We start from the raw sequence: 22,270 nt of genomic DNA on the forward strand, positions 1-22,270 counted from the left end.
TACAGGGGCAGTCCCCGTACCGAGGTCCTGCTCACTTCCCGTCGCCCTCGCGGTGCCGTGAGCCGGGCAGCATCTCCTGGACCTTCGCCTTGAAGCCCTGCCGGATCATCCCGGTGCGGTCGCTGTCTCCCTTCAGGATGGAGACGGCGGCCGCCTCGATCTGGTCGAGGGTGGCGTGCGGCGGGATCGGCGGCACGGCCGGGTCGGTGCGGAAGTCGAGCACGTACGGGCGGTCGGCGGCGAGCGCGTGCTGCCAGGCGCCCTCCACGTCGGCGGGCTTCTCGATCCGTGCGCCCGCGAGACCGAGGGAGCGGGCGAAGTCGGCGTAGGCCACGTCCGGGAGCGCCTGCGAGGGCAGGAACTGCGGGGCACCGGTCATCGCCCGCATCTCCCAGGTCACCTGGTTCAGATCCTGATTGTTGAGCACCGCGACGACCAGGCGCGGATCGCTCCACTGCTCCCAGTACTTGGCGACGGTGATGAGTTCGGCAAGTCCGTTCATCTGCATCGCCCCGTCGCCGACCAGGGCGATCGCGGGGCGGTCAGGGTGGGCGAACTTCGCGCCGATCACATACGGGACGCCGCAGCCCATGGTCGCGAGCGTGCCCGACAGGGAGCCGCGCATCTCTCCGCGCAGCCGCAGGTGGCGGGCGTACCAGTTGGCCGCCGAGCCGGAGTCGGCGGTGAGGATCACGTCCTCGGGCAGCTGCGCGTCGAGGGCGTGCACCACGTACTCGGGGTTGACGGGATCGGCCTCGACGGCGGCGCGCCGCTCCATCACCTCCCACCAGCGGGCCGTGTCCTTCTCGATCTTCCTGCGCCACTTGCCCGGCTTCTTCGGGGTGAGCTTCGGCAGCAGCCGGATGAGGGTCTCGCGTGCGTCGCCGACGAGGTTGATCTCGAAGGGGTAGCGCAGACCGACCATGAACGGGTCGATGTCGATCTGCACCGCGCGGGCCTGCCCGAACTCCGGCAGGAACTGGGTGTACGGGAAGCTCGAACCGATCACGAGGAGGGTGTCGCACTCCTGCATCAGCTCGTAGCTGGGACGGGTGCCGAGCAGTCCGATCGCGCCCGTGACATACGGCAGGTCGTCCGGCAGCGCGTCCTTGCCGAGCAGCGCCTTGGCGACCCCGGCCTGGAGCAACTCGGCCGTCTCCATGACCTGTTCGCGTGCCCCGCGCGCACCCTGGCCGATGAGGATCGCGGTCTTCTCGCCCGCGTTCAGGAGCTCGGCGGCCCGCTCGAGGTCCTCGTCGGCGGGCACCGGCGCGTACCGGGACACACCGAGGCTGGACGGCACCATTTTGAAGGCGTGCTCGGGTGCCTCGTACTCGAGTTCCTGGACGTCCGCCGGGATGATCAGGGCCGTCACGGTGCGCTTGGCGCGGGCGGTGCGCAGCGCCCGGTCGAGGGCGTTGGGCAGCTGCTGCGGCACGTTGACGACCTCGCAGTAGTCGCTCGCCACATCCTTGAAGAGCGAGTGCAGATCGACTTCCTGCTGGTACGAGCCGCCCATCGCGCTGCGGTTGGTCTGCCCGACGATCGCCACGACCGGCACATGGTCGAGCTTGGCGTCGTAGAGCCCGTTGAGGAGGTGGATGGCGCCGGGCCCCGAGGTGGCCGCGCACACACCGACCCGGCCGGTGAACTTGGCGTATCCGACGGCCTCGAACGCGGACATCTCCTCGTGCCGCGACTGGATGAACACGGGCTTGTTGTCGGCACGTCCCCAGGCGGCGAGCAGTCCGTTGATGCCGTCCCCCGGGTAGGCGAAGACATACTCGACGTCCCAGGCGCGCAGGCGCTGCAGGATGTGGTCGGAGACCTTCGTGGACACGGCGGAACCTTTCGTGAGAGGGGCTGCGGGTCAGGTGCGGCGGCGCGCGGAACGGTCGGGGCGCGCGGAACCGCTGCCGCGTGCGCCGGGGTTCGCGGTGCCTCTCGGCGCGGTGTCCCCGCGCGTGCCCCTGCTGGTCCTTGCCGGGTGCGTCGTCGCCGGTTACCCCGCAGCGCCGTCCTCATACGCGCGACCGGCCTATTCCGCGCCGCCGCGGGTACCCGTGGGGGCATGCGAACCGGGGTGATCGACGTGGGGTCCAACACGGTGCGGCTGATGGTCGCGGACGTGGAGGGCGGTGCACCGCTGCCGGTGCACACGGCGAAGGTGCGGCTGCGCCTGGCCGAACAGCTGGGCAAGGACCGGGAGTTACCGCGCACGGCGGTGGCCGCGCTCACCGAGGCGGTCACCTCGGTGCGGGAGCAGAGTGTGCGCTGGGGCGCTCCGGAACCGTTCGCCTTCGCGACGGCGGTGGTGCGGGACGCACCCAACCGCTCCGAGGTCCTGCAGTCCGTTCTCCACGATACCGGCGTCCGTCTGCATGTGCTGCCGGGCGAGGTGGAGGCGGAGCTGACGTTCCTCGGGGCCCGGCGGTGGATGGGCTGGCGGGCCGGGCCGCTCGGCATGCTCGACATCGGCGGCGGATCGCTCGAGGTGGCCGTGGGGCGCGGGCGGCTGCCGGACTTCGCGGTGTCGCTGCCGCTCGAGGCGGGCCGGCTCACGCGCGAGTACCTGGACGGGGAGGACCCGCCGTCGAAGAAGGCGCTGCGGGCGCTGCGCCGGGCGATCCGCCACCAGCTGCGCGATGTGGCGGCGCGGGTGCGCTGGGAGGGACCGCGCACGACGATCGCGGCCTCCCGCACCTTCCAGCAGCTGGCCCGCCTGTGCGGAGCGCCGCCGGGCCGCCGCGGCCCGTTCGCGCCGCGTGAGCTGCGGCGCGACGACCTCGGCGAGGCGGTCCAGCGGCTCGCCGCGCTGCCCTCGTCCGGCCGGGCCAAGCTGCGCGGCATCTCGGCCGCGCGGGCCCCGCAGTCCCTGGCGGGGGCGCTCGTCGCGCACACGGTCATGGAGCTGACCGGGATCGCGAAGGTCACCATCTGCCCGTGGGCCGTCCGGGAGGGGATCCTGCTGCGCCTGATGGAGGACGGCGCGAGCTGGTGGCCTTCCGCGCCCGACCTGGAGCTCGACGAACCGGCGCGGCGCCGGTCGGAGTTGCGGCTCGCGCTGCCCAAGTGAGGTCACTGGAGGGGTAGTTGATGGTCCGCCGCGAGAGCGGATGCGTGCCGGTCGTACGCGTCCGCTCGGGCGCCAGTCGTACGTGTATCGCTCGCGCGCCGGTCGTACGTGTATCGCTCGCGCGCAGTCGTACGCGTACCGCTCGCAGGCGCCGGCTGACCGGAAGAGGCGGGCGGAGCGGGGCCCGGGCCGGATACGGGGCCGCGCCGGCCGGGGACGCGGGACCCTGTAGACGGACGGGGTGCCGCGATCGTGTCACCCCCCGACGGCTGGGTACCCGGCGGGAGCCCCGAGGGCGACGTACAGCACCGCTGGGCCCCGGGGTGACGTACAACCCCTGGAGACACTCATGGACCTCGCCTTTCTCAACCCGCTGTGCGCACGCCCCGGCCCCTGGGCCTCCGTGTACGCCGACACCTCGCGGCACACCGAGTCCACGGCGAACGACCGCCGTCTCGAAGCACAGGCCGCGGTCCGCTCCCTGATGGCGCAGGGCGCGGACGAGGCCACCTGCCGCGCCGTGCAGAGCGCCGTGGAAGGGCTCGGGGACGACCGCTCCTTCCCCGGCCGCGCGTTCTTCGCCACCGAGGGGGAGGTCGTCCTCGATCCGCCGCTCCTGACCGCGCCGCCCGGGGACCAGGCGTGCTGGGGCACGCTGCCGCGCATCGCCCCGCTGGTCGAGCTCAACAGCGGTGAACTCGTGTGCCTCGTCGCGTACATCGACCGCAAGGGCGCCGACTTCGAGCTGCGCGGCCCGGACGGCGCGCGCTTCACCGACGGGGTGACCGGTCACGCCTGGCCCCTGCACCGCACCCCCACCGGCGACTGGTCGGAGCGCCACTTCCAGAACAAGGTCGAGAACACCTGGCAGCAGAACGCCGCCCTGACCGCCGAGGCCATCGCCGCCCATCAGCAGGAAACGCGCGCGGACGTCGTGATCCTCGTCGGCGGTGAGCGTGAACGGCGCGCCGTGTACGAGCAGTTGCCGCAGCAGGTGGGCGCGCGGACCGTCGAGAGCCCGCACGGCGGGCGCGCGGCCGGTGCGGACACCCGGCTCCTCGACGAGGACGTGCGCGGCACGATGGCCGCGTTCGAACACCGGCGGGTGGCCGAGGACTTGGAGCGGTTCGAGGCCGCGCGCCACGCGGACGGGGAGCGGCGCACGGCGGCGGAGGGCGTGCCGGGCCTGGTGGAGGCGGCACGGGAGCACCGGATCGCCGAACTGCTGGTGCAGCCGGAGGGCGCCGACCTCCACCGCACCGTCTGGGTCGGCCCCGACCCGGACCAGTTGGCGGTGCGGCGTTCGGACCTGCCGTACCTGGGCGAGCGCCATCCCGAGCCGGCCCGCGCCGACGACGCGCTCCTTCGCTCGGCGGCGGCGACCGGCGCCGAGGCGCTCGCGGTGCCGCCGCAAGGTGCACCGGCGGGCGGTCTCGGCGCGCTGCTGCGGTGGGCCTGAGCGGTCCGCGGCGGAACCTCCGAGCCAGGTCCGGCACCCCAAGTGAGCAGGCATGACTCCGCGTGCCCGGGCTCCGGCCCGGGCGCCGGTGCAGGTTTCCCTGCGCCGCCCGGCGGTACTCGGCGGGCAGTCACGCGGAGGTGAGCACATGGCCGAGTACGGCTACTTCCTGGCAACCGAGGAATTCGGGCCCGCCGAGCTCGTCGAGCAGGCACGCATGGCCGAGCAGGCGGGGTTCGAGTCCCTGTGGATCTCCGATCACTTCCATCCGTGGAACGCGGCGCAGGGCCAGAGTCCCTTCGTCTGGTCGGTGATCGGTGCCCTCGCGGAGGCCGTATCGCTGCCCGTCGGCACGGCGGTGACCTGTCCGACACTGCGGATGCACCCCGCCGTGGTCGCCCAGGCTGCGGCGACGAGCGCGGTGATGACGCACGGCCGGTTCCGGCTCGGGGTCGGCTCCGGCGAGGCGCTGAACGAGCACATCCTCGGCACCCGCTGGCCGCCCGCGCACGTCCGGCTCGACATGCTCGAAGAGGCGGTCCAGGTGATGCGCCAGCTGTTCACGGGCGAGGAGATCAACCACTACGGCAAGCACTACACCGTGGAGAACGCCCGGCTGTACACGGTGCCGGACGAGCCCGTGCCCATCGACGTCTCCGGGTTCGGGTCCAAGGCCACCTCGCTCGCCTCGCGCGTGGGCGACGGCTACATCACGATGACGCCCGACCCGGCGCTCGTCGAGCAGTTCCGCAAGGGCGGCGGCGGGTCGAAGCCCGTCAGCGGCGGTCTGAAGGTCTGCTACGGCAGTGACCGCGACGAGGCCGTACGCACCGTGCGCAGGCTCTGGTCCAACCAGTTGCTGCCCGGTGAGATGGGCCAGATCCTGCCCTCCCCGCGGCACTTCGAGCAGTTGGAGCCGCTGGTCACCGAGGAGCAGGTGGCGGACGCGATGGTGTGCGGCGACGACACGGACGCGCATGTCAGCGCGCTCTCCGCCTTCGCGGAGGCTGGCTTCGACCGGGTGTACGTGGGCCAGATCGGTCCGGACCAGCGCGGATTCTTCGACTTCTACCGGACGAAGGTGCTTCCGCAGCTGCAGAGTTCGAACTGAGACGGCTCCGGAGCCGGGCTGGGGCGACCGGCTTCAGCGGCGGGCCGTCCCCGTCCGCCGCCGCCCGGCCGCCACCACCATCCCGAGCGCCGCCGCCACGGCGAGCCGGTTGCGCTGCCGCGAGAGCCAGGCCTGCGCGCTGCGCTTCCGCGCCTCCTCGTCGAAGCGGCCGTGTGCGCCCGCGTCGGGCCCGCCCGTGCCGTCCGCGGGCGACCACAGGTTCCCGAACGAGTAGCCGGTGCCCTGCTCGTCCCACTGGCGCGTGTACACGTGGCGGGCGAGGTAGCGGTCGAGCAGGCCCGGCGCCACGGCGTTGACGAGCAGCGTGGCCGCGGTCGAGCCGCCGGTCCAGTACTCGCGGCGCCGCGGATGGGCGGCCGCGTGCACGACGGCCCGTGCGGCGGTCTCGGGCTGGTGGACGGGCGCGACGGGACGCGAGCGGCCGGGGAGCCGGCTGATCACCCAGTCGAACTGCGGGGTGTTGACGGCGGGCAGCTGCACCATCGTGGTGCGGACGCGGCTTCCGTGGTGCAGGAGTTCGCAGCGCAGCGACTCGTTGAAGCCCTGGATCGCGTGCTTGGCCCCGCAGTACGCCGACTGGAGCGGGATCCCGCGGTACGCGAGGGCCGAGCCGACCTGCACGATCGTGCCGTGGTCGCGCGGCAGCATCCGGCGCAGGGCCGCGCGCGTGCCGAACACGCAGCCCAGATAGGTCACTTCGGTGACGCGGCGGAACTCGTCGGGGGTGATCTCCGGGAACGGCGCGAAGATGCCCGCGAAGGCGTTGTTCACCCAGACGTCGATCGGTCCGAGCTCCGCCTCGATCTGTTCGGCCGCGGCCTCGACGGCTTTGGCGTCGGACACGTCCGCGGGGACGACGAGGGCCTTCCCGCCGGCCGACCGCACCTCATCGGCCACGGCCGTGAGCCCGGTGCGGCCGCGCGCGAGCAGCGCGACCCGGTCACCGCGTGCGCCGAAGGCCCGGGCGGCGGCGCGTCCCACGCCGGCGCTCGCTCCCGTCACCACCACGGTCCTGCGCCGGTGCAGACCTTTCACCGTCCGTCCCCTTCCTTCGTCCTGCGGCGCCGTGCCCGCCGAACGGCCCTCCGTTGGCGCACGGCGCCCCCGCACCCCACACACACTGAAGGGACCGGGTTACGGTCACGAGCGCCGCCGTCCCAGGCGGCACCCGCGGCCGCAACCACAGTCCCTTGGCCACTCAGCCAGCGGCCGGGTATCCCCTCCCTCCGCCCTCAAACCCTCCAGGGCAACGGTTAGTTGGACGCGTGCTCCCGCTCCATGACGTCCGCGGCGACCTGCCGGTCGAGGGCCGCCCTGACCAGGGCCGCCGCGAACATGACGTGTTCCGTGTCGTCCACCAGCGCCGCGAGTTTCCGTTCCTGGCGCGGCAGTCCGAGGCGTTCGGCGCCGTCCAGCGCCTTCTGTCCGAAGTACGGGGCGGTCTCGGGCCAGACGCCCTGCACCTCCCGTACGAAGATGTCGGCGCCCGCGGGCCCGAGGCCCGGCACCCGCTGCAACTCCGCGCGCAGAGCGGGCACGTCGGCGCACGTGTCGCGCAGCCGGCGCAGATCCCAGCCGTACTCCTCGCGCAGCAGCTCCGCGCCCTCGCCCAGCTGGGTGGCGGTGCGTTCGTCGTAGCGCCGGTAGCCGCCGCGGCCGAGGGCGTCGACCCGCTCCTGCCAGCCGGACTCCGCCATGCCCGTGGCGTCGCGCAGGCCCGCGCCGAAGAGCGCACGGGCCGCGGCCACGGCGGTCGCGCTGCGGATCCGGGCGCTCAACAGGCAGGAGAGCACGAGGAGTTGGTACAGCGGCTGCGGGGTGTTGCGCAGCCGGATCCCGGCGTCCTGCGCGTAGGTACGGCCGTACTCGCCGAGCAGGGTCCGCGCGAGCTCGCGGGACCTCCGTGCCGCGCCGTCCATGGGGTCTCAGCCCTGCTTCCCGCCGGGACCGCCGCTGCCGAAGGCACCGCTGCTCCCGGGGCTCCACTTGGGGCGCTCGGTCTCGGAGCTGCTCCGGGTCGGGGAGTGCCGCAGCTGGTGCGGTGTCAGCCGGTCGCCGTCGCGCGGCACCTCCTCGGGTTCGCGCATCTCCTGGACCGTGCGGGAACGCCGGCCCCCGGGCAGCTTCGGCTGCTCATCAGGCGTCGGCGGACGCGGGGCACGGTCCTGCCTGCGGCGGCCCCACCAGAAGGCGCCGAGCAGCATGCCCACGATGGCGAGCCCCACGAGGGCCATCGCGATGCCCATCGCTCCGCCCTGCGCGGCCGCCCCTTCGATCGTTGCGTTGCTCATGACGTTCATCCGTCCCGAGTACCCGTCGGTGCGGGGGTCAGACCCCGTTGCCGACCCGGTCACGCTGTGCGGACCCCTGCCGCACGGGCTGTGCGGATCCGGGGCTCACCTGGGCGTGGGCTGCTCCGCCTGGAACATCCAGTGGTGCTTCTCCAGCTGGGCGGTCAGGCCGAGCAGCACGTCCTGGCTCACCAGGTCGGTCTCGCCGGTGGTGTGGATGCGCTCGTGCATCCGCCGTATGGTCCCGGCGAGCGCCTCGACGAGCAGCTCGACCACGGCGTCGTCCTTCAGCCAGCCCTCCGGCGGCTGCGCAAGGCGGGTCTGGCGGGCGAGCGTCGCGGCCCGGCCGTCGGGCGGTACGCCGATGGTCGCCGAGCGTTCGGCGATCGTGTCCGCGTAGCTGCGGGCCGTGGCGACCACCTCGTCGAGCTGGAGGTGGATCGAGCGGAACCTGGGGCCGAGGATGTTCCAGTGCGCCTGCTTGGCGATCAGCGACAGGTCGAGCAGATCGACCAGGGCGCCTTGCAGGACCTCTGCGGTGGCCTTGACCGCGGCCTCGGGGACCTGCGTGTGCACGGCAGTCATCGAAAGGCCTCCTGTGACGACGTCGGGTGCTGTCGGTCCGGGTGCCCCGGTGCGTGCGGCGTATGCGGCGCGTCGGGCGGTGGCGGGAAGCCGCGGCCCGGCCCGGGCGTTGTCACACTTCCGGGCCGTGCGGCATCCCATGGAGGAAGCAGAGCGCGCGGGCCGTCCGGACCCCGCGCGCGAACCCGAGCCGCATCCCACCGAGGAGTCGTACATGGACCAGTCCGCGGACCGCGCCACCACCGCTTTCGTCGCGCACCGCAACCTCCTGTTCACCGTGGCCTACGAGATGCTCGGCTCCGCGGCCGACGCCGAGGACGTGCTCCAGGAGACCTGGCTGAAGTGGACCGGCGTGGACCTGGACGAGGTGCGCGAGCCGCGGGCGTACCTGGTGCGGATCACGACGCGGCAGGCCCTGATGCGGCTGCGTTCGCTCAAGCGCCGCAAGGAGGAGTACGTCGGCCCGTGGCTGCCCGAGCCGCTGCTCACCGCTCCCGACGTGGCGGAGAACGTCGAGCTCGCCGAGAGCGTGTCGACGGCGATGCTGCTCGTCCTGGAGACGCTCGGCCCCACGGAACGTGCGGTGTTCGTGCTGCGCGAGGTCTTCGCGCTCGGGTACGACGAGATCGCGGCCGCGGTCGACAAGTCCCCCGCCGCCGTACGCCAGATCGCGCACCGCGCCCGCAGCCATGTCGCGGCGCGCCGGCCGCGCGAGAAGGTCACCTCGGACGCGGCGCAGGACGCGCTCGACGCGTTCCGGCGCGCGGTCGAGACCGGTGATCTGCAGGGCCTGTTCGACAAGCTGGCGCCGGACGTGGTGATGCTGACGGACGGCGGCGGACTCAAGCAGGCGCAGCTGAATCCGCTCGTCGGGGTCGAAGAGGTGGGCCGCTTCCTGGAGTTCGCGGTGCCGAACCTCGCGGGCGTCGGATCGGTGGAGCCGGTGCAGGCCAACGGGTCGCCTGCGCTGATCGTCCGGATCGGCGGCGAGATCGACGGAGTCCTGACCGTACGGATCGACGACGGCCTGATCACCGGCCTCTACCACGTGCGCAACCCCGAGAAGCTGTCGCACATCGGCAGGGAGACGCCGGTCAGCCGGTGACCGCTGTCGCACAACGGCGGGAAGAAGCCGGTCAGCCGGTGATCGCGGACGGCGGCGGCTTGATCCGCCCTGCGCGAGGTACCCGGCGGACATGACGTCCACCACCACAGGGGCGGCCCCCGCAGGAGCGGAGGGCCGCCCGTGATCGAACATCCGGCGTTCAGCACCGAGCCGTGGCAAGTCCGGGAGGAATCCCTGAACTTGGACGTGCTGCCGCAGAGCGAGTCGCTGTTCGCGCTCTCCAACGGCCACATCGGCTGGCGCGGCAACCTCGACGAGGGCGAGCCGCACGGCCTGCCCGGCAGCTACCTCAACGGGGTGTACGAGCTGCGGCCCATGCCGTACGCGGAGGAGGCCTACGGCTATCCGGACGTGGGCGAGGCCGTGATCAACGTGACGAACGGCAAGGTGATGCGCCTGCTCGTCGACGACGAGCCGTTCGATCTGCGCTACGGCACGCTCCACCACCACGAGCGCACCCTCGACTTCCGCACCGGGATGCTGCACCGCACGGTCGAGTGGACCTCGCCGGCGGGCCGCCGCGTCCGCGTGCGCACCACACGCCTGGTCTCCTTCACGCAGCGCTCCGTGGCGGCGATCCGCTACGAGGTGGAGCCCGTCTCGCACGACACGCGCGTGGTGGTGCAGTCCGAGCTCGTCACCAACGAGCAACTGCCGCCCAGCGACGGCGATCCGCGCAGCGCCACCGTCCTGGAGTCGCCGCTGCAACCCGAGGAGCATCATGCGTACGGCGCGAACCTGGGCCTGATCCACATCACGGCCAAGAGCAGGCTGCGCGTGGCGGTGGCCGCCGAGCACCACGTGGACGGGCCGGACGGCTGGCAGAGCTCCGCCGAGTCCGAGACCGACCTGGCGCGCTTCACGGTGGTCAGCAGGCTGCGGCCGGGGCAGCGGCTGCGCGTGGACAAGGCCGTGGCGTACGGCTGGTCGCGCACCCGCTCGCTGCCCGCGCTGCGCGACCAGGTGGACGCGGCCCTCGCCGCCGCCCGGCACACGGGCTGGGACGGCCTGGCCCGCGAGCAGCGCGAGCGCCTCGACGCGTTCTGGGAGCACGCCGACGTCGAGGTGCGCGGCGACCAACGGCTGCAACAGGCCGTACGGTTCGCCCTGTTCCACGTCCTCCAGGCGGGCGCTCGGGCCGAGGAGCAGCCCATCCCCGCCAAGGGGCTGACCGGTCCGGGATACGACGGCCACTGCTTCTGGGACACCGAGGCGTACATCCTGCCGATCCTCACGTACACGGCGCCCGAAGCCGTGGCGCAGGCCCTGAAGTGGCGGCACGGCACCCTGCCCGTCGCGCAGGAGCGGGCCGGGCAGCTCGGCCTGGCGGGCGCGGCGTTCCCCTGGCGCACGATCGCGGGCCGTGAGTGCTCGGGCTACTGGCCGGCGGGCGCGGCCGCCTTCCATGTCAACGCCGCGATCGCCGCGGCCGTGGTGCGCTACGTGGCGTGCACCGGGGACGCGGACTTCGAGCGGGAGGTGGGGCTCGAACTCCTCGTGCAGAGCGCCCGGTTGTGGCACTCCCTGGGGCACCAGGACGAGCACGGCGTCTTCCACATCGACGGGGTGACGGGCCCGGACGAGTACAGCGCCCTCATGGACGACAACCTCTACACCAACCTGATGGCGCAGGAGAATCTGCGCGAAGCGGCGGCGGCCGTGGACCGGCACCCGGAGGAGGCCCGCAGACTCGGGGTGGACGAGGGACAAGTGCGCTGCTGGCGCCGGGCCGCGGACGCGATGGCCGTCCCGTACAACGAGGAACTCGGCGTCCACGAGCAGTCCGCCGGGTTCACGCGCCGGGCACGCTGGGACTTCGACGCCACGCGCCCCGGCCAGTACCCGCTGATGAACCACTTCCACTACTTCGCCCTGTACCGCAGCCAGGTCATCAAGCAGGCGGACCTGGTGCTCGCGCTGTTCCTGCGCGGTGAGGCGTTCACCGAGGAGGAGACCGAGCGGGCCTTCGCGTACTACGAGGAGCTGACGGTGCGGGACTCCTCGCTGTCGGCCGCCTGCCAGGCCGTGGTCGCGGCGCGCACGGGCCATCTCGACCTGGCGTACAACTACTTGGGGGAGACCTCGCTGATCGATCTGCGCGATCTCAAGGACGACACCCGCAACGGTCTGCATCTGGCCTCGCTGGCCGGGAGCTGGATCGCGCTGGTCGCGGGGTTCGGCGGGCTGCGCCGCCAGGGCGGCACGCTGTCGTTCGCGCCGCGGCTGCCGGGGCACCTGTTCCGGCTCTCGTTCCGTGTCACGGCCTTCGGCCGCAGCATCGCCGTGTGCATCACGCCGGACGAGGCCACGTACACGCTGCTGAGCGGTGATCCGGTGGTCGTGCGGCACCACGGCGAGAAGGTGAAGCTGACGCCGGACTCCTCCGAGACCCGGGCGCTGCCGGAGGTCCCGTCCCTGCGGGCACCGCGTCAGCCGAAGGGCAGGGAGCCGGTGCCGTTCGCCGAGCAGTGAACGGCACCAAGCAGGGCCCGGCGGCGGTCAGCTCACGTCAGTTCACGCTGCGGACGATGTGGGCCTCCGGGTCCGCCGCGTCCTCGTCGATGTGCGGGCCGAAGCCGAACGGGTCCTGGGCCGGACGGGCGGCGGTGATGAGGCCGTCGCCGTGCCGGTACGGCGTACCCGTACCGCGCGGCCCGGCCGCCGTGCCGACGCGCGGCGAACTGCCCTTCGTACGCGGCCCGTTGAGGGTCCTTGCCGTGGTGCTCACACCGTCGACACGCTCCAGCGTGCACTTCATCGCGATGACGCCTCTTCTCGGTCTCCCGGCCGTCACCGGCCGATCACCGGCACGAGTCCCCGCGCCCGGCCGGGTGAAACGGCGGCTGTCCGGCGTTCAGCGGGACCGTGCCCCCACCCGCCTGCGGCGCAGCGCCCGCAGCATCGGCGCCCGTTCGGCCTCCGACGTGCCGCCCCACACACCGGTCGTCTGGCCCATGCGCAGGGCCCAGTCCAGGCACGTCTCGGTCACGGGGCAGCGTCGGCACACCTCTTTGGCCGCCTGCGTCTCGCGCACGCTCGGGCCGGTGGTGCCCACGGGGAAGAAGAGTTCCGGGTCCTCCCCCACGCATGCGGCCTGCTCCATCCACTCCATGTCCATCCCCTCAACGGATCCGGACCGCCGCGGGTACCCCGCGTGCCGGAGGTGAAGAGCCGGGAGGGGAAATCGGGGCGCCCGGGTGGTGCGCATCGCGACCTCGCGGATGCATCAGGTGGTGCTGTACGGGCACCCGCATCTGCACCCACCTCCGGGTCCGGCCACCGGGCCCGGACACCTCGCCCAGGAGGACATCATGCCTGTCGCCCAGTACTGCCTCACCGCCGTCGACTGCCCCGACCCCGCCGCCCTGGCCGGCTTCTACGCCGCGCTGATGGGCGGCGAGATCAAGCACGACAACGACGACTGGTACGACCTGTACGTACCGGGCGGGCACCGCATCGCGTTCCAGCGCGCACCGGGCTACCGCCCGCCGCAGTGGCCGCAGGCCGAGGACAACTCCCAGCAGATGCACCTCGACCTGACCGTCACCGACATGGCCGACGCCGAGGCGCAGGCCCTGTCGCTCGGCGCCATGCCGCTCGACCTGAACGACGAGGACGGCAAGCGCGGCTTCCGGGTCTACGCGGACCCGGCGGGCCACCCGTTCTGCCTGTGCAGCGCCTGACCGGAGCCGTCCGCCGCCTGACCGGAGCCGTCCGCCGTCCGGTGCCGCGCCCCGCGGCTGGCCGGCCTCAGTGGCAGTGACCCGCCCTGCCGAGCGTCTCCACCGGGGTCGCGCCGGGGCGGGTCCACTGCGGCAGCGGCCGGCTGGTCGGGCCCCAGGTGGGGTTGCCCTCGGCGTCGGTGCGCCAGGTCCAGCAGGCGTCGTGCCCCTTCGGCCAGGTCGCGGGCTTGTCCTCCCACGCCTCGCCGCGGCCGTAGGGCGTCATGTCGAGCAGGCCGAGGGCGGGGTTGACCCGCTCGTTGCCGCGCCCGGTCGTGGAGTACGTCAGGAACGTGCGCCCGCCCTCGCGCAGATAGCTGGTGAGGTACCCCATCTCCCCGCCGGCCGGTCCCTCGACCCCGCGGACCGAGTACCAGGGCTGGGTGTACCCCATGAACTCGACGTACGCGGCGACCTCTTCCCACGCTCCGGTGGTCACGACGGCGAAGGAGACGCCGCGGGCGTTGAGGTACACGGCGTCCCTGAGGTGCCAGGCCGTGGTGGTGCAGCCTTCGCACTGGCCCTGGTGGGGTGCGCCGTCGTACCACATGTGCCGGTAGACCACGAGTTCGTCGCGTCCCTGGAACAGGTCGAGGAACGGCACGGGTCCGTCGGGCCCGGTGACCTCGACGGTGCCGTCGAACTCCACCATGGGCAGCCGGCGGCGCGCGGCCGCGATGGCGTCACCCGCGCGGGTGTGCGCCTTTTCGCGGACGAGGAGTTCGTCGCGGGCGGCCTGCCAGGTGGCCAGGTCGACGACGGGCGGGCGGCCGGGCAGTTCGTTCGTCATGGGTGCTCCGTGGTCTCGTCGCGGTGCGGATGCGGTCGGCGCCGTACGACGGTGCCGGCCGTCACGGGATGCGGTCGGCGCCGTACGACGGAGCCGGCCCTCACGACGGCAGACTCGGGCGGCGGGGGAAACTCATCGGCCGGGCCTCCTTCGGCGACTACTCGGGCGCCCCGCCGGCGGGTCGCAGGGCGTCGAGGACCGCGCGCACGGCCGCCCGGGGTGGCGCGCCACGGCGGATCGCCGCCGTGATGGTGCGGGTCACGGGCGTCGCCAGCTCACGCGTGGCGACGCGGTAGCGCCCGGCGTTCACCGCGAGGCCCGGGAGCAGAGCCACCGCGAGGCCGGCCTCGACATGCTGGAGCGTCAGCATGTAGTTGCTGAACCGGCCCACGATCCGAGGCTCGAACCGAGCCTGCCGGCATAGCCGCAGCGCCAGGTTCGCCATGTACGACTGCGGGATGTCGAAGGCCCACGGCTCGTCCGCGAAGGCGGCGAGGTCCACCGGGCCGCGACCGGCGGCGGGGTGGTCCGGCGGCAGCACGAGCAGCACCGGGTCGGTGTCCAGCGGGACGAAGTCGAGGTCGGGGCCGAGGGGCAGGTCGTCGAAGTCCGTGGTGGTGATGACGAGGTCCGCGTCCCCCACGCGCAGGGCGGGCACGCTCGCGTGCGGCTCCAACTCCAGGATCTGGACGTCGAGATGGGGATACGCCGCTGCGAGCCGCCGTATCGCCGGCACCGCCATCGTGTGCACCGCGCTCTGGAACGCACCGAGCCGCACGAGGCCCGAGGGCTCCTCGCCGAACCCGCGCAGTTCCGCCTCGACGCTGTCCATGTGGTCGAGGATCGCCCGGGCCCGCCGCGCCAGGATCAGCCCGGCGGAGGTGAGCCGCACGCGTCGCCCTGTGCGCTCCAGGAGCGCGGTGCCGGTCTCGGTCTCCAGCTGGGCGAGCTGCTGGGACACGCTCGACGGGCTGAGGTTGGCGGCCTGGGCCACCGCGCGGACCGTGCCGAGGGTGTCCAGCTGGCTGAGCAGCCGCAGCCTCCAGGGGTTCATCACCCCACCATTGTTGTGCGGTTTTCCCGAACAGCACAGGCGGAATTGTGTGATGGACGCGGCGCTCGCCGCCGCCCTACGGTCGGTTCATGGCTGCGACTCCCACCCCTTCCCCCGCCTCCGCGTCCGCGTTCTGGGCCGACGCGGACCGTCATCTCGTGCGCTACGGCGGCGGTTTCACCCGCGAGATCATCGAGCGCGCCGCCGGCAGCTTCGTGTACACCGCCGACGGTCGGCGGATCCTCGACTTCACCTCGGGCCAGATGAGCGCGATCCTCGGGCACTCGCACCCCGCGATCGTCGAGACGGTCCGGCGGCAGGTGGCCACCCTCGACCACCTCTACAGCGGCATGATCAGCCGCCCGGTCGTGGACCTGGCCCGGCGCCTGGCCGCGACCCTGCCGGCCCCGCTGGAGAAGGCGCTGCTCCTGACCACGGGCGCCGAGTCCAACGAGGCCGCGATCCGGATGGCCAAACTGGTCACGGGCAAGCACGAGATCGTGTCCTTCGCCCGCTCCTGGCACGGCATGACACAGGCCGCCGCCTCGGCCACGTACAGCGCGGGCCGTAAAGGCTACGGTCCCTCCGCGCCGGGCAACTTCGCGATCCCCGTGCCGAACGCGTACCGGCCCGACTTCACCACACCCGAGGGCGAGCTCGACTGGCGCCGCCAGCTGGACTTCGCGTTCGGGATGATCGACGCGCAGTCCACCGGCAGCCTGGCCGCCTGCCTCGTCGAACCGATCCTCAGCTCGGGCGGCATCATCGAGCCGCCGCCCGGCTACTTCGCGGCGCTCCGTGACAAGTGCCGTGAGCGCGGGATGCTGCTGATCCTCGACGAGGCCCAGACCGGACTGTGCCGCACCGGCACCTGGTACGCCTTCGAGCGCGACGGGGTCGTCCCCGACATCCTCACGCTCTCCAAGACCCTCGGCGCGGGCCTGCCGCTCGCGGCCGTGCTCACCAGCACGGAGATCGAGCAGGAGGCGTACGAACGCGGTTTCCTCTTCTTCACCACGCACGTCTCGGACCCGCTGGTCGCCGCGGTCGGCAACACCGTGCTGGACGTGCTCGCCGAGGAACGCCTAGACGAACGCGCCCTGGAACTGGGCGCGTTCCTGCGCAAGGGCCTGGACGAGCTGGCCGTCCGCCATGAGGTGGTGGGTGACATCCGCGGCCGCGGTCTGCTGGCCGGCCTGGAACTCGTCGCCGACCGCACGACCAAGGAGAGCTCGGACGAACTGGGCGCCCGCGTCACCCGGCGCTGCCTCGAACTCGGCCTGCACATGAACATCGTCCAACTCCCGGGCATGGGCGGCGTGTTCCGCATCGCACCCCCGCTCACGGCGACCGAGGAAGAGCTGGCCCTCGGCCTGTCGATCCTGGACACCGCGCTCGGAGAGGCGGCGGGGGCGGTCTAGCGCACCCCGGCGGCCGAGGGGGGCCAATGACCATCGGCAGTACGCCGCCGACTGTGGCCAGGTCAGGCAGATCACGTCAGGTCGGCAAGGCTGAGCCTGCGCCGGAGGTTGTGCAGCCCGCGCCGGGTGTGCGACTTGACGGTGCCGAGCGGCAGTCCGGTGCGGTCCGCGATCTGCTGTTGCGTCAGGTCCTTGAAGAAGGCGAGCTGTAGGACCAGTTGCTGTGCCGTGGGCAGCCGGCGCAGCTCGTCCGCGACGAGCACCCGGTCGACGGCCGCGCGCGGGTCCGTGCCGGCGGGCGCGGCACGCGGAGCCTCCGCCGCGGCGTCGACAGCGGCCAGGAGCCGGGCGCGGCGGCTCCGCGCCTCCAGGGCGTCCGCGATTTTCCGGCGGGTGATGCCGGTCAGCCATGCGGCGAGCGGTCCGCGCTCCGGCCGGTAGCCGCCGCGTCCCCGCCATGCGGCGAGGAACACCTGCTGGGTGACGTCCTCTGCCTCGGCGCGGTCCCCCAGCGAACGATTGGCGAGGGTGAAGACAAGCGCTCCGTGGCGTTCGTAGGCCGCCGCGAGCGCCCACTCCTCGCCGCGCAGCAGCCCTTCGGCCACGCGTTGTTCCGCATACGTCAGTTCGGTCGGCGCCTGGTGCGGGACGGCACCGTCGCGCTGTGGCGACGTCTCCCCGGCGGGCCCAGAGTCCCGTGTGGGCTGCGAGGTCCGTACGGCGTGCGCTGCGAGCCTCATGTCGGTCTCCAAGGAACGGTGGCAGGTGACGCAACCGTGTCCCGTAACGCGCACCGCTACAACTTGCATCGTTTGTGCGCTCTATACTGAGTGGGTGAGCACCGACTCCGACCCAGCGCACACCGCACCCGCACCCCGGGCGCCGGTCTCCGCCGACGTGGGCCTGACCACCGGCGACGTCGCCCGCCGCCTCGGCATCCAGCCCACCACGCTCCGCTCCTGGGACCGCCGCTACGGCATCGGCCCGTCCGGGCACGACGCGGGCAGGCACCGCCGGTGGGCGCCACAGGACATCGCGGTCCTGGAAGAGATGTGCCGGTTGACCGCGCTCGGCGTGCCTCCGGCGGAGGCGGCCCGTTCCGCCCGGGCCACGGCGGGCGGCGAGCCGCGGCCCGGCACGGAGGGCGAGCGACAGTCGGACACGGACGAGGAGGCGACGTCCTCCGCGCCGGCGGACCCTCGCCGCACCCCGGCCGGTGCCCTCCCCCTGGGCCGCAACGCCCGCGCCGAATCGCGCGGCATCGCCAGCGCGGCCACCCGACTCGACGCCGCTTCGGTGCAGCAGCAGCTGGACGGAGTGGTGAGCACGTACGGGCCCGTGGAGGCGTGGCAGGAGGTGATCATGCCGTGTCTCCAGGCCGTGGGACGCCGCTGGGAGGACGCGGGCGACCGGCATGTGGAGATCGAGCACCTGCTGTCCTGGCATGTCTCGTCCGCCCTGCGCGGCGCACCGCTGTCCCCGGAGCGCTCGGGGTCGGCGGCGGCGGTCCTCGCGTGCGTCCCGGGAGAGCAGCACACACTGGCGCTGGAGGCCCTGGCCGCAGCGCTCGGCGAACAGGGCGTCGCGGTGCGGATGTTCGGCGGGGCGCTCCCGGCACCGGCGCTCGAGGACGCGGTACGGCGGATCGGTCCGGCCGCGGTGGTGCTCTGGTCGCAGGTCCGCTCGACGGCGAACCTGCCGCTCGCGGCCCATGTGCGCACCATCGACTGGGGGTTGCGCGGTGCGCGCAGACACCCGCAGGTGCTGCTCGGCGGACCCGGCTGGCCCGCGACGGTCCGGGATTTCCCGCGCCTGCACACCTTGCAGGGCGCGGTGGACGCGGTACGGGCCGCCTGCGGGAGCTGAGGGCGTAGGCGCTCCGCGGCGGCAGGCCCTTGCCCGGCGCATCCGACCGGTGCTCCCAGACGGAAGAGTTCGCACAGAACCTCGCAGCCGAGACCCGTCCGTGATCCGGAGTGCCACGTGAACTCGCTTGTCCAGACCGGGAATCCACCGTTCGCCACCCTCGGCCGGGGCAGCGGCCGGTGACGCCCCCACCCCGCTCCGACGGGCCGCCGGACGTCCTCGTCGTGGGAGGCGGTGCCGCCGGTCTGACCCTCGCCCACCGGCTGTTGTCCGACACCTCCGTCGCAGTGACGCTGGTCGAGGCACCGGACGGCCCGCTGCGTCCGGCCGAGCGGACCTGGTGCTACTGGTCGGCGGACCCCGACGATCTGGCCGGGGTGGTCGGTGCGAGCTGGCCGAAGCTGCGCATCCACGGCCGGGACGGCGGCGCGGTGACCGTCGACCCGGCTCCGGCGCGTTACCGCATGGTGCGCTCGGCGGCGTTCGAACGCCTCGTGCACGAGCGCCTGGCGACCGCGCCCCGGGCACGGCTCGTGCGGGCGACGGCGGACATCGTGCGCAATGTGGCCGACGGCGCGGAGGTGCGGGCCACCACGGCCGAGGGCCGGTCCCTGACCCTGCGCGCCCGCTACGTCTTCGACTCGCGGCCGCTGCGCTCCCTGCCGCCGGCCCGGACCACCCTGCTCCAGCACTTCCGCGGCTGGTTCGTACGGACGGCCGGCGACCGTTTCGATCCGGCGGTCGCGGATCTGATGGACTTCCGCGTTCTCCAGCCCGCCCACGGGCTGGCCTTCGGCTATGTGCTTCCTCTGTCGCCCGACCGGGCGCTGGTGGAGTACACGGAGTTCTCCCGTACGCCGCTGAGCACGACGGCGTACGACAGCGCGCTGCACCGCTACGCCCGGGACGTCCTGGGCCTGGGTGCCTTCACCGTGGAGTCGGCGGAGCAGGGCGTGATCCCCATGACGGACGCGCGCTTCCCCCGCCGGGTCGGCCCGTCGGTGTTCCGCATCGGTACGGCGGGCGGCGCCACCCGCCCGTCCACGGGCTACACGTTCTCCGCCGTGCAGCGGCAGAGCCGCGCCATCGCCGCCGGGCTGCGCGCGGGGCACCTCGACGTTCCGGAGCCGCACGGCCGGCGTGCCCTGGCCATGGACGCCGTCCTGCTCCGCGCCCTGGACACGGGACGGCTGGACGGGCCGGAGTTCTTCACCCGCCTGTTCCGGCGGACGCCCGCCGACCAGCTGCTCCGCTTCCTCGACGGTGAGACGCGGCTGCGCGAGGAGTGGGCCGTCGGGCTGCGCTGTCCCGTCGGCCCGATGCTGCGCACCGCCTTCGAACTCCCCTTCCTGCGGCGGCGGTCGAACGACCCCCGCGTACAGGCGGCCCCTCGAGAAGAGAGCAAGCGATGACACTGCTGCGTGACGGCGAACTGGCCCACGCCTTCGACAACGCCTCCCGCACGTACGACCTCCTGACCCGGCTCAACCCCGGCTACCGGACCGATCTGCTGCGCTCGGCACGCCGGTTGCGGCTGCCCGACGAGGGCGCGGGTCTGCATCTGCTGGATCTGGGGTGCGGCACCGGTTCGTCCACGCGCGCGCTGCTGCGGGCGGCGCCGCGGGCGCGGATCACCGCGGTCGACGCGTCGGCAGGCATGCTGGCGCGTGCCCGGGCCAAGGCCTGGCCGGACCGGGTGAGCTTCCTGCACCTGCCCGCCGAGGAGGTCGCCGCGCACCACGGGCCCTTCGACGCGGTGTTCGCCGCGTACCTGTTCCGCAACGTCACCGATCCGGACAAGGTCCTGGCCGCGGTGAAGGGCCTGCTGCGGCCCGGCGGTCGGCTTGCGGTGCACGAGTACAGCCTCAGCGGTGCCGCCCGGCACCGGGCGGTGTGGACCGCCGTCTGCCGCGGCTTCGTCGTCCCGGCCGGGACGCTCGGCGGCGACCGGGCGCTCTACCACCATCTGTGGCGCAGCGTCCTCGCGTTCGACCAGGCACCGGCCTTCGCCGACCGGATCGAACGGGCCGGGTTCAGCGGCGTACGGATCGCGCCGGTCGCCGGCTGGCAGACCGGCATCGTGCACACCTTCCTCGCCCGCAACGGATCCACCGGCGCCGCTTCGCCGGAGGTCGCACGATGACCCGGACTCCGCACCCCGCACGCCGCGGACGCGACCGCAGGGCCGAAGTGGTCAGGCCCGCCCCGGGCGTCGAGCGCTTCGCCGCCGGTGCCGGACCGAGGGTCGCCGTGATCGGCGGCGGAATCGCCGGACTCGCCGCCGCCACGCTGCTCGTGGAGCGCGGCGCGCGCGTGACGCTGTACGAGAGCGGCGCGTCGCTCGGCGGGCGTCTCGCCGGCTGGCGGACCACCCTGGCCGACGGGTCCGAGGTGACCATGAGCCGGGGTTTCCACGCCTTCTTCCGGCAGTACTACAACCTCCGCGGCCTGCTGCGGCGCACCGACCCCGGCCTCGCGCGGCTGACTCCGCTGCCCGACTACCCGCTGCGGCACAGCGGCGGCCTCACCGACAGCTTCGCCCGGGTCCCGCGCACCCCGCCGCTGAGCGCGCTCGGCTTCGTCGCGCTCAGTCCCACCTTCGGCCTGCGCGACCTCGCGGCCATGGACGCCCGTGCGGCGCTGCCGCTGCTCGATGTGCGCGTGCCGGAGACGTACGAGCGCTTCGACGCGATGAGCGCGACGCGTTTCCTCGAGTCCGTGCGTTTCCCCGAGGCGGCTCAGCACCTCGCGTTCGAGGTGTTCTCGCGCAGCTTCTTCGCCGACCCGGCCGAGCTGTCGGCGGCGGAGCTCCTGCTGATGTTCCACATCTACTTCCTCGGTTCGGCCGAGGGTCTGCTGTTCGACGTGCCGAACGAGCCCTTCCCGCAAGCACTTTGGGACCCGCTGGGCGACTACGTGCAGCGGCTCGGCGCGGAGATCCGCCCGGACACGCCCGTGCACGGCGTGCGGCCGCTGGACGACGGGGCCGAGATCCTGACGGACGCCGGAACGGACCGGTACGACGCGCTGGTGCTCGCCACCGATCCCGCGGGTCTGCGCACCCTCGTCGCCGCCTCCCCCGGACTCGGCACCCCCACGTGGCGCGCGGACATCGCCGCCCTGCGGACCGCCCCGGCCTTTCTCGTCTCGCGGCTCTGGCTCGACCGTCCCGTGCGCGCCGACCGCCCGGGGTTCCTCGGGACGAGCGGCTACGACGGCCTGGACAACATCAGCGTCCTCGACCGGTACGAGGGCGAGGCCGCCCGGTGGGCCGCGCGGACCGGCGGGTCGGTGGTGGAGCTGCACGCGTACGCCGTGGGCGAGGCACCCGAGCGCAAGCGGGTGCAGGAGCGTCTGGTCGACCGGCTGCACGAGATCTGGCCGGAGACCCGCGACGCGCGCGTGGTGGACGCCCGGCACGAGTGGCGGGCCGACTGCCCGATGTTCCCGGTCGGTTCGTACCACCGGCGCCCCGCGGTGCGAGGCCCGTACCCCTGGCTGACGCTCGCCGGTGACGCGGTGCGCTGCGATCTTCCGGTGGCACTGATGGAGCGGGCGGCCACCACGGGCTTCCTCGCCGCGAACGCGCTGCTCGCCGACCGGGGTGTGCGCGGTCAGGTGCTGTGGACGGTGCCGCGCTCGGGGCGGTCCCGGGTGCTGCGCACGCTCGCCTCCCTCGGCCGGGGCTGACCGAACTCCGGCTCCCGTCAGGGTAGTTCGCCCTCGCCGCGAACGAGGTGTGCCCGGT

21 protein-coding genes are annotated in these 22,270 nt (G+C 73.1%); 11 read left to right on the forward strand and 10 right to left on the reverse strand.

Annotation, left to right across the window (positions count from 1 at the left end; translation table 11 throughout):
- Positions 1-31 precede the first annotated feature (31 nt).
- Complete coding sequence (locus BLT97_RS02105; RefSeq protein WP_093606896.1) at positions 32-1,840, reverse strand: thiamine pyrophosphate-requiring protein; 1,809 nt, start codon at positions 1,838-1,840, stop codon at positions 32-34.
- 231 nt (positions 1,841-2,071) lie between these two features.
- Between BLT97_RS02105 and BLT97_RS02110 the strand changes: the two genes are divergently transcribed.
- The 3 genes from BLT97_RS02110 (at position 2,072) to BLT97_RS02120 (ending at position 5,646) form a co-directional block, all read left to right on the forward strand.
- Positions 2,072-3,076: a Ppx/GppA family phosphatase gene (locus BLT97_RS02110; RefSeq protein ID WP_093606897.1), complete on the forward strand. Its 1,005-nt coding sequence runs from the start codon at positions 2,072-2,074 to the stop codon at positions 3,074-3,076.
- 349 nt (positions 3,077-3,425) lie between these two features.
- On the forward strand, positions 3,426-4,535 hold the full coding sequence (locus tag BLT97_RS02115; protein ID WP_093606898.1) for a baeRF2 domain-containing protein: 1,110 nt from the start codon (positions 3,426-3,428) through the stop codon (positions 4,533-4,535).
- A gap of 148 nt (positions 4,536-4,683) precedes the next feature.
- The gene (locus tag BLT97_RS02120) at positions 4,684-5,646 is read left to right on the forward strand and encodes an LLM class F420-dependent oxidoreductase (protein WP_093606899.1); all 963 of its coding nucleotides are present in this window, start codon (positions 4,684-4,686) and stop codon (positions 5,644-5,646) included.
- Between the two features lie 33 nt (positions 5,647-5,679).
- Here the strand turns inward: BLT97_RS02120 and BLT97_RS02125 are convergent, their stop codons facing one another.
- The 4 genes from BLT97_RS02125 to BLT97_RS02140 all read right to left on the reverse strand — a co-directional run bounded on the left by BLT97_RS02125 (position 5,680) and on the right by BLT97_RS02140 (position 8,543).
- Entirely contained in the window at positions 5,680-6,702 is a 1,023-nt protein-coding gene (locus BLT97_RS02125) for an SDR family oxidoreductase (protein ID WP_425442631.1), read from the reverse strand.
- Between the two features lie 218 nt (positions 6,703-6,920).
- A complete protein-coding gene (locus BLT97_RS02130; RefSeq protein WP_093606900.1) occupies positions 6,921-7,586 on the reverse strand; it encodes an HhH-GDP family DNA glycosylase in 666 nt (221 codons plus the stop codon).
- Between the two features lie 6 nt (positions 7,587-7,592).
- Positions 7,593-7,958 (reverse strand): DUF6479 family protein, encoded by a 366-nt coding sequence (locus BLT97_RS02135; RefSeq protein ID WP_093606901.1) that lies wholly within the window; start codon positions 7,956-7,958, stop codon positions 7,593-7,595.
- A gap of 105 nt (positions 7,959-8,063) precedes the next feature.
- Positions 8,064-8,543, reverse strand: coding sequence for a Dps family protein (locus BLT97_RS02140; protein ID WP_093606902.1), 480 nt, complete (start codon positions 8,541-8,543; stop codon positions 8,064-8,066).
- Between the two features lie 214 nt (positions 8,544-8,757).
- On the opposite strand from BLT97_RS02140, the gene BLT97_RS02145 reads away from it, so the two are divergent.
- Both BLT97_RS02145 and BLT97_RS02150 read left to right on the forward strand, forming a co-directional pair.
- Entirely contained in the window at positions 8,758-9,648 is an 891-nt protein-coding gene (locus BLT97_RS02145; protein WP_093607708.1) for an RNA polymerase sigma-70 factor, read from the forward strand.
- Between the two features lie 141 nt (positions 9,649-9,789).
- A complete protein-coding gene (locus BLT97_RS02150) occupies positions 9,790-12,141 on the forward strand; it encodes a glycoside hydrolase family 65 protein (protein ID WP_093606903.1) in 2,352 nt (783 codons plus the stop codon).
- 37 nt (positions 12,142-12,178) lie between these two features.
- Here the strand turns inward: BLT97_RS02150 and BLT97_RS02155 are convergent, their stop codons facing one another.
- A complete protein-coding gene (locus BLT97_RS02155) occupies positions 12,179-12,397 on the reverse strand; it encodes a hypothetical protein (RefSeq protein ID WP_143041300.1) in 219 nt (72 codons plus the stop codon).
- Positions 12,398-12,523: 126 nt separating this feature from the next.
- Positions 12,524-12,781 carry a WhiB family transcriptional regulator gene (locus tag BLT97_RS02160; RefSeq protein ID WP_093607709.1) on the reverse strand — a complete coding sequence of 86 codons (258 nt, stop codon included), beginning with the start codon at positions 12,779-12,781 and terminating at the stop codon, positions 12,524-12,526.
- 199 nt (positions 12,782-12,980) lie between these two features.
- On the opposite strand from BLT97_RS02160, the gene BLT97_RS02165 reads away from it, so the two are divergent.
- On the forward strand, positions 12,981-13,352 hold the full coding sequence (locus BLT97_RS02165) for a VOC family protein (protein ID WP_093607710.1): 372 nt from the start codon (positions 12,981-12,983) through the stop codon (positions 13,350-13,352).
- Between the two features lie 67 nt (positions 13,353-13,419).
- Here BLT97_RS02165 and BLT97_RS02170 read toward each other — a convergent pair whose 3' ends face one another.
- Both BLT97_RS02170 and BLT97_RS02175 read right to left on the reverse strand, forming a co-directional pair.
- Positions 13,420-14,181, reverse strand: a complete 762-nt coding sequence (locus BLT97_RS02170; RefSeq protein ID WP_093606905.1) for a DUF899 domain-containing protein — start codon at positions 14,179-14,181, stop codon at positions 13,420-13,422.
- Between the two features lie 157 nt (positions 14,182-14,338).
- The gene (locus tag BLT97_RS02175) at positions 14,339-15,235 is read right to left on the reverse strand and encodes a LysR family transcriptional regulator (protein ID WP_218137275.1); all 897 of its coding nucleotides are present in this window, start codon (positions 15,233-15,235) and stop codon (positions 14,339-14,341) included.
- Between the two features lie 89 nt (positions 15,236-15,324).
- Between BLT97_RS02175 and BLT97_RS02180 the strand changes: the two genes are divergently transcribed.
- On the forward strand, positions 15,325-16,656 hold the full coding sequence (locus BLT97_RS02180; RefSeq protein ID WP_093606907.1) for an aspartate aminotransferase family protein: 1,332 nt from the start codon (positions 15,325-15,327) through the stop codon (positions 16,654-16,656).
- A gap of 71 nt (positions 16,657-16,727) precedes the next feature.
- On the opposite strand, the gene BLT97_RS02185 is transcribed toward BLT97_RS02180, so the two are convergent.
- Positions 16,728-17,396: an RNA polymerase sigma factor gene (locus BLT97_RS02185; RefSeq protein WP_093606908.1), complete on the reverse strand. Its 669-nt coding sequence runs from the start codon at positions 17,394-17,396 to the stop codon at positions 16,728-16,730.
- 94 nt (positions 17,397-17,490) lie between these two features.
- On the opposite strand from BLT97_RS02185, the gene BLT97_RS02190 reads away from it, so the two are divergent.
- The 4 genes from BLT97_RS02190 to BLT97_RS02205 all read left to right on the forward strand — a co-directional run bounded on the left by BLT97_RS02190 (position 17,491) and on the right by BLT97_RS02205 (position 22,212).
- On the forward strand, positions 17,491-18,522 hold the full coding sequence (locus tag BLT97_RS02190; RefSeq protein WP_245769094.1) for a MerR family transcriptional regulator: 1,032 nt from the start codon (positions 17,491-17,493) through the stop codon (positions 18,520-18,522).
- Between the two features lie 179 nt (positions 18,523-18,701).
- The gene (locus BLT97_RS02195) at positions 18,702-19,934 is read left to right on the forward strand and encodes a lycopene cyclase family protein (RefSeq protein ID WP_093606910.1); all 1,233 of its coding nucleotides are present in this window, start codon (positions 18,702-18,704) and stop codon (positions 19,932-19,934) included.
- Entirely contained in the window at positions 19,931-20,665 is a 735-nt protein-coding gene (locus BLT97_RS02200) for a class I SAM-dependent methyltransferase (RefSeq protein ID WP_093606911.1), read from the forward strand. The genes BLT97_RS02195 and BLT97_RS02200 overlap by 4 nt, the downstream gene beginning before the upstream one ends.
- A complete protein-coding gene (locus BLT97_RS02205) occupies positions 20,662-22,212 on the forward strand; it encodes an FAD-dependent oxidoreductase (RefSeq protein ID WP_093606912.1) in 1,551 nt (516 codons plus the stop codon). Before BLT97_RS02200 ends, BLT97_RS02205 begins: the two co-directional genes overlap by 4 nt.
- Positions 22,213-22,270 lie beyond the last annotated feature (58 nt).

Origin of the sequence: Streptomyces indicus (genome assembly GCF_900100315.1) — a bacterium.
Classification (GTDB): Bacteria; Actinomycetota; Actinomycetes; order Streptomycetales; family Streptomycetaceae; genus Streptomyces; species Streptomyces indicus.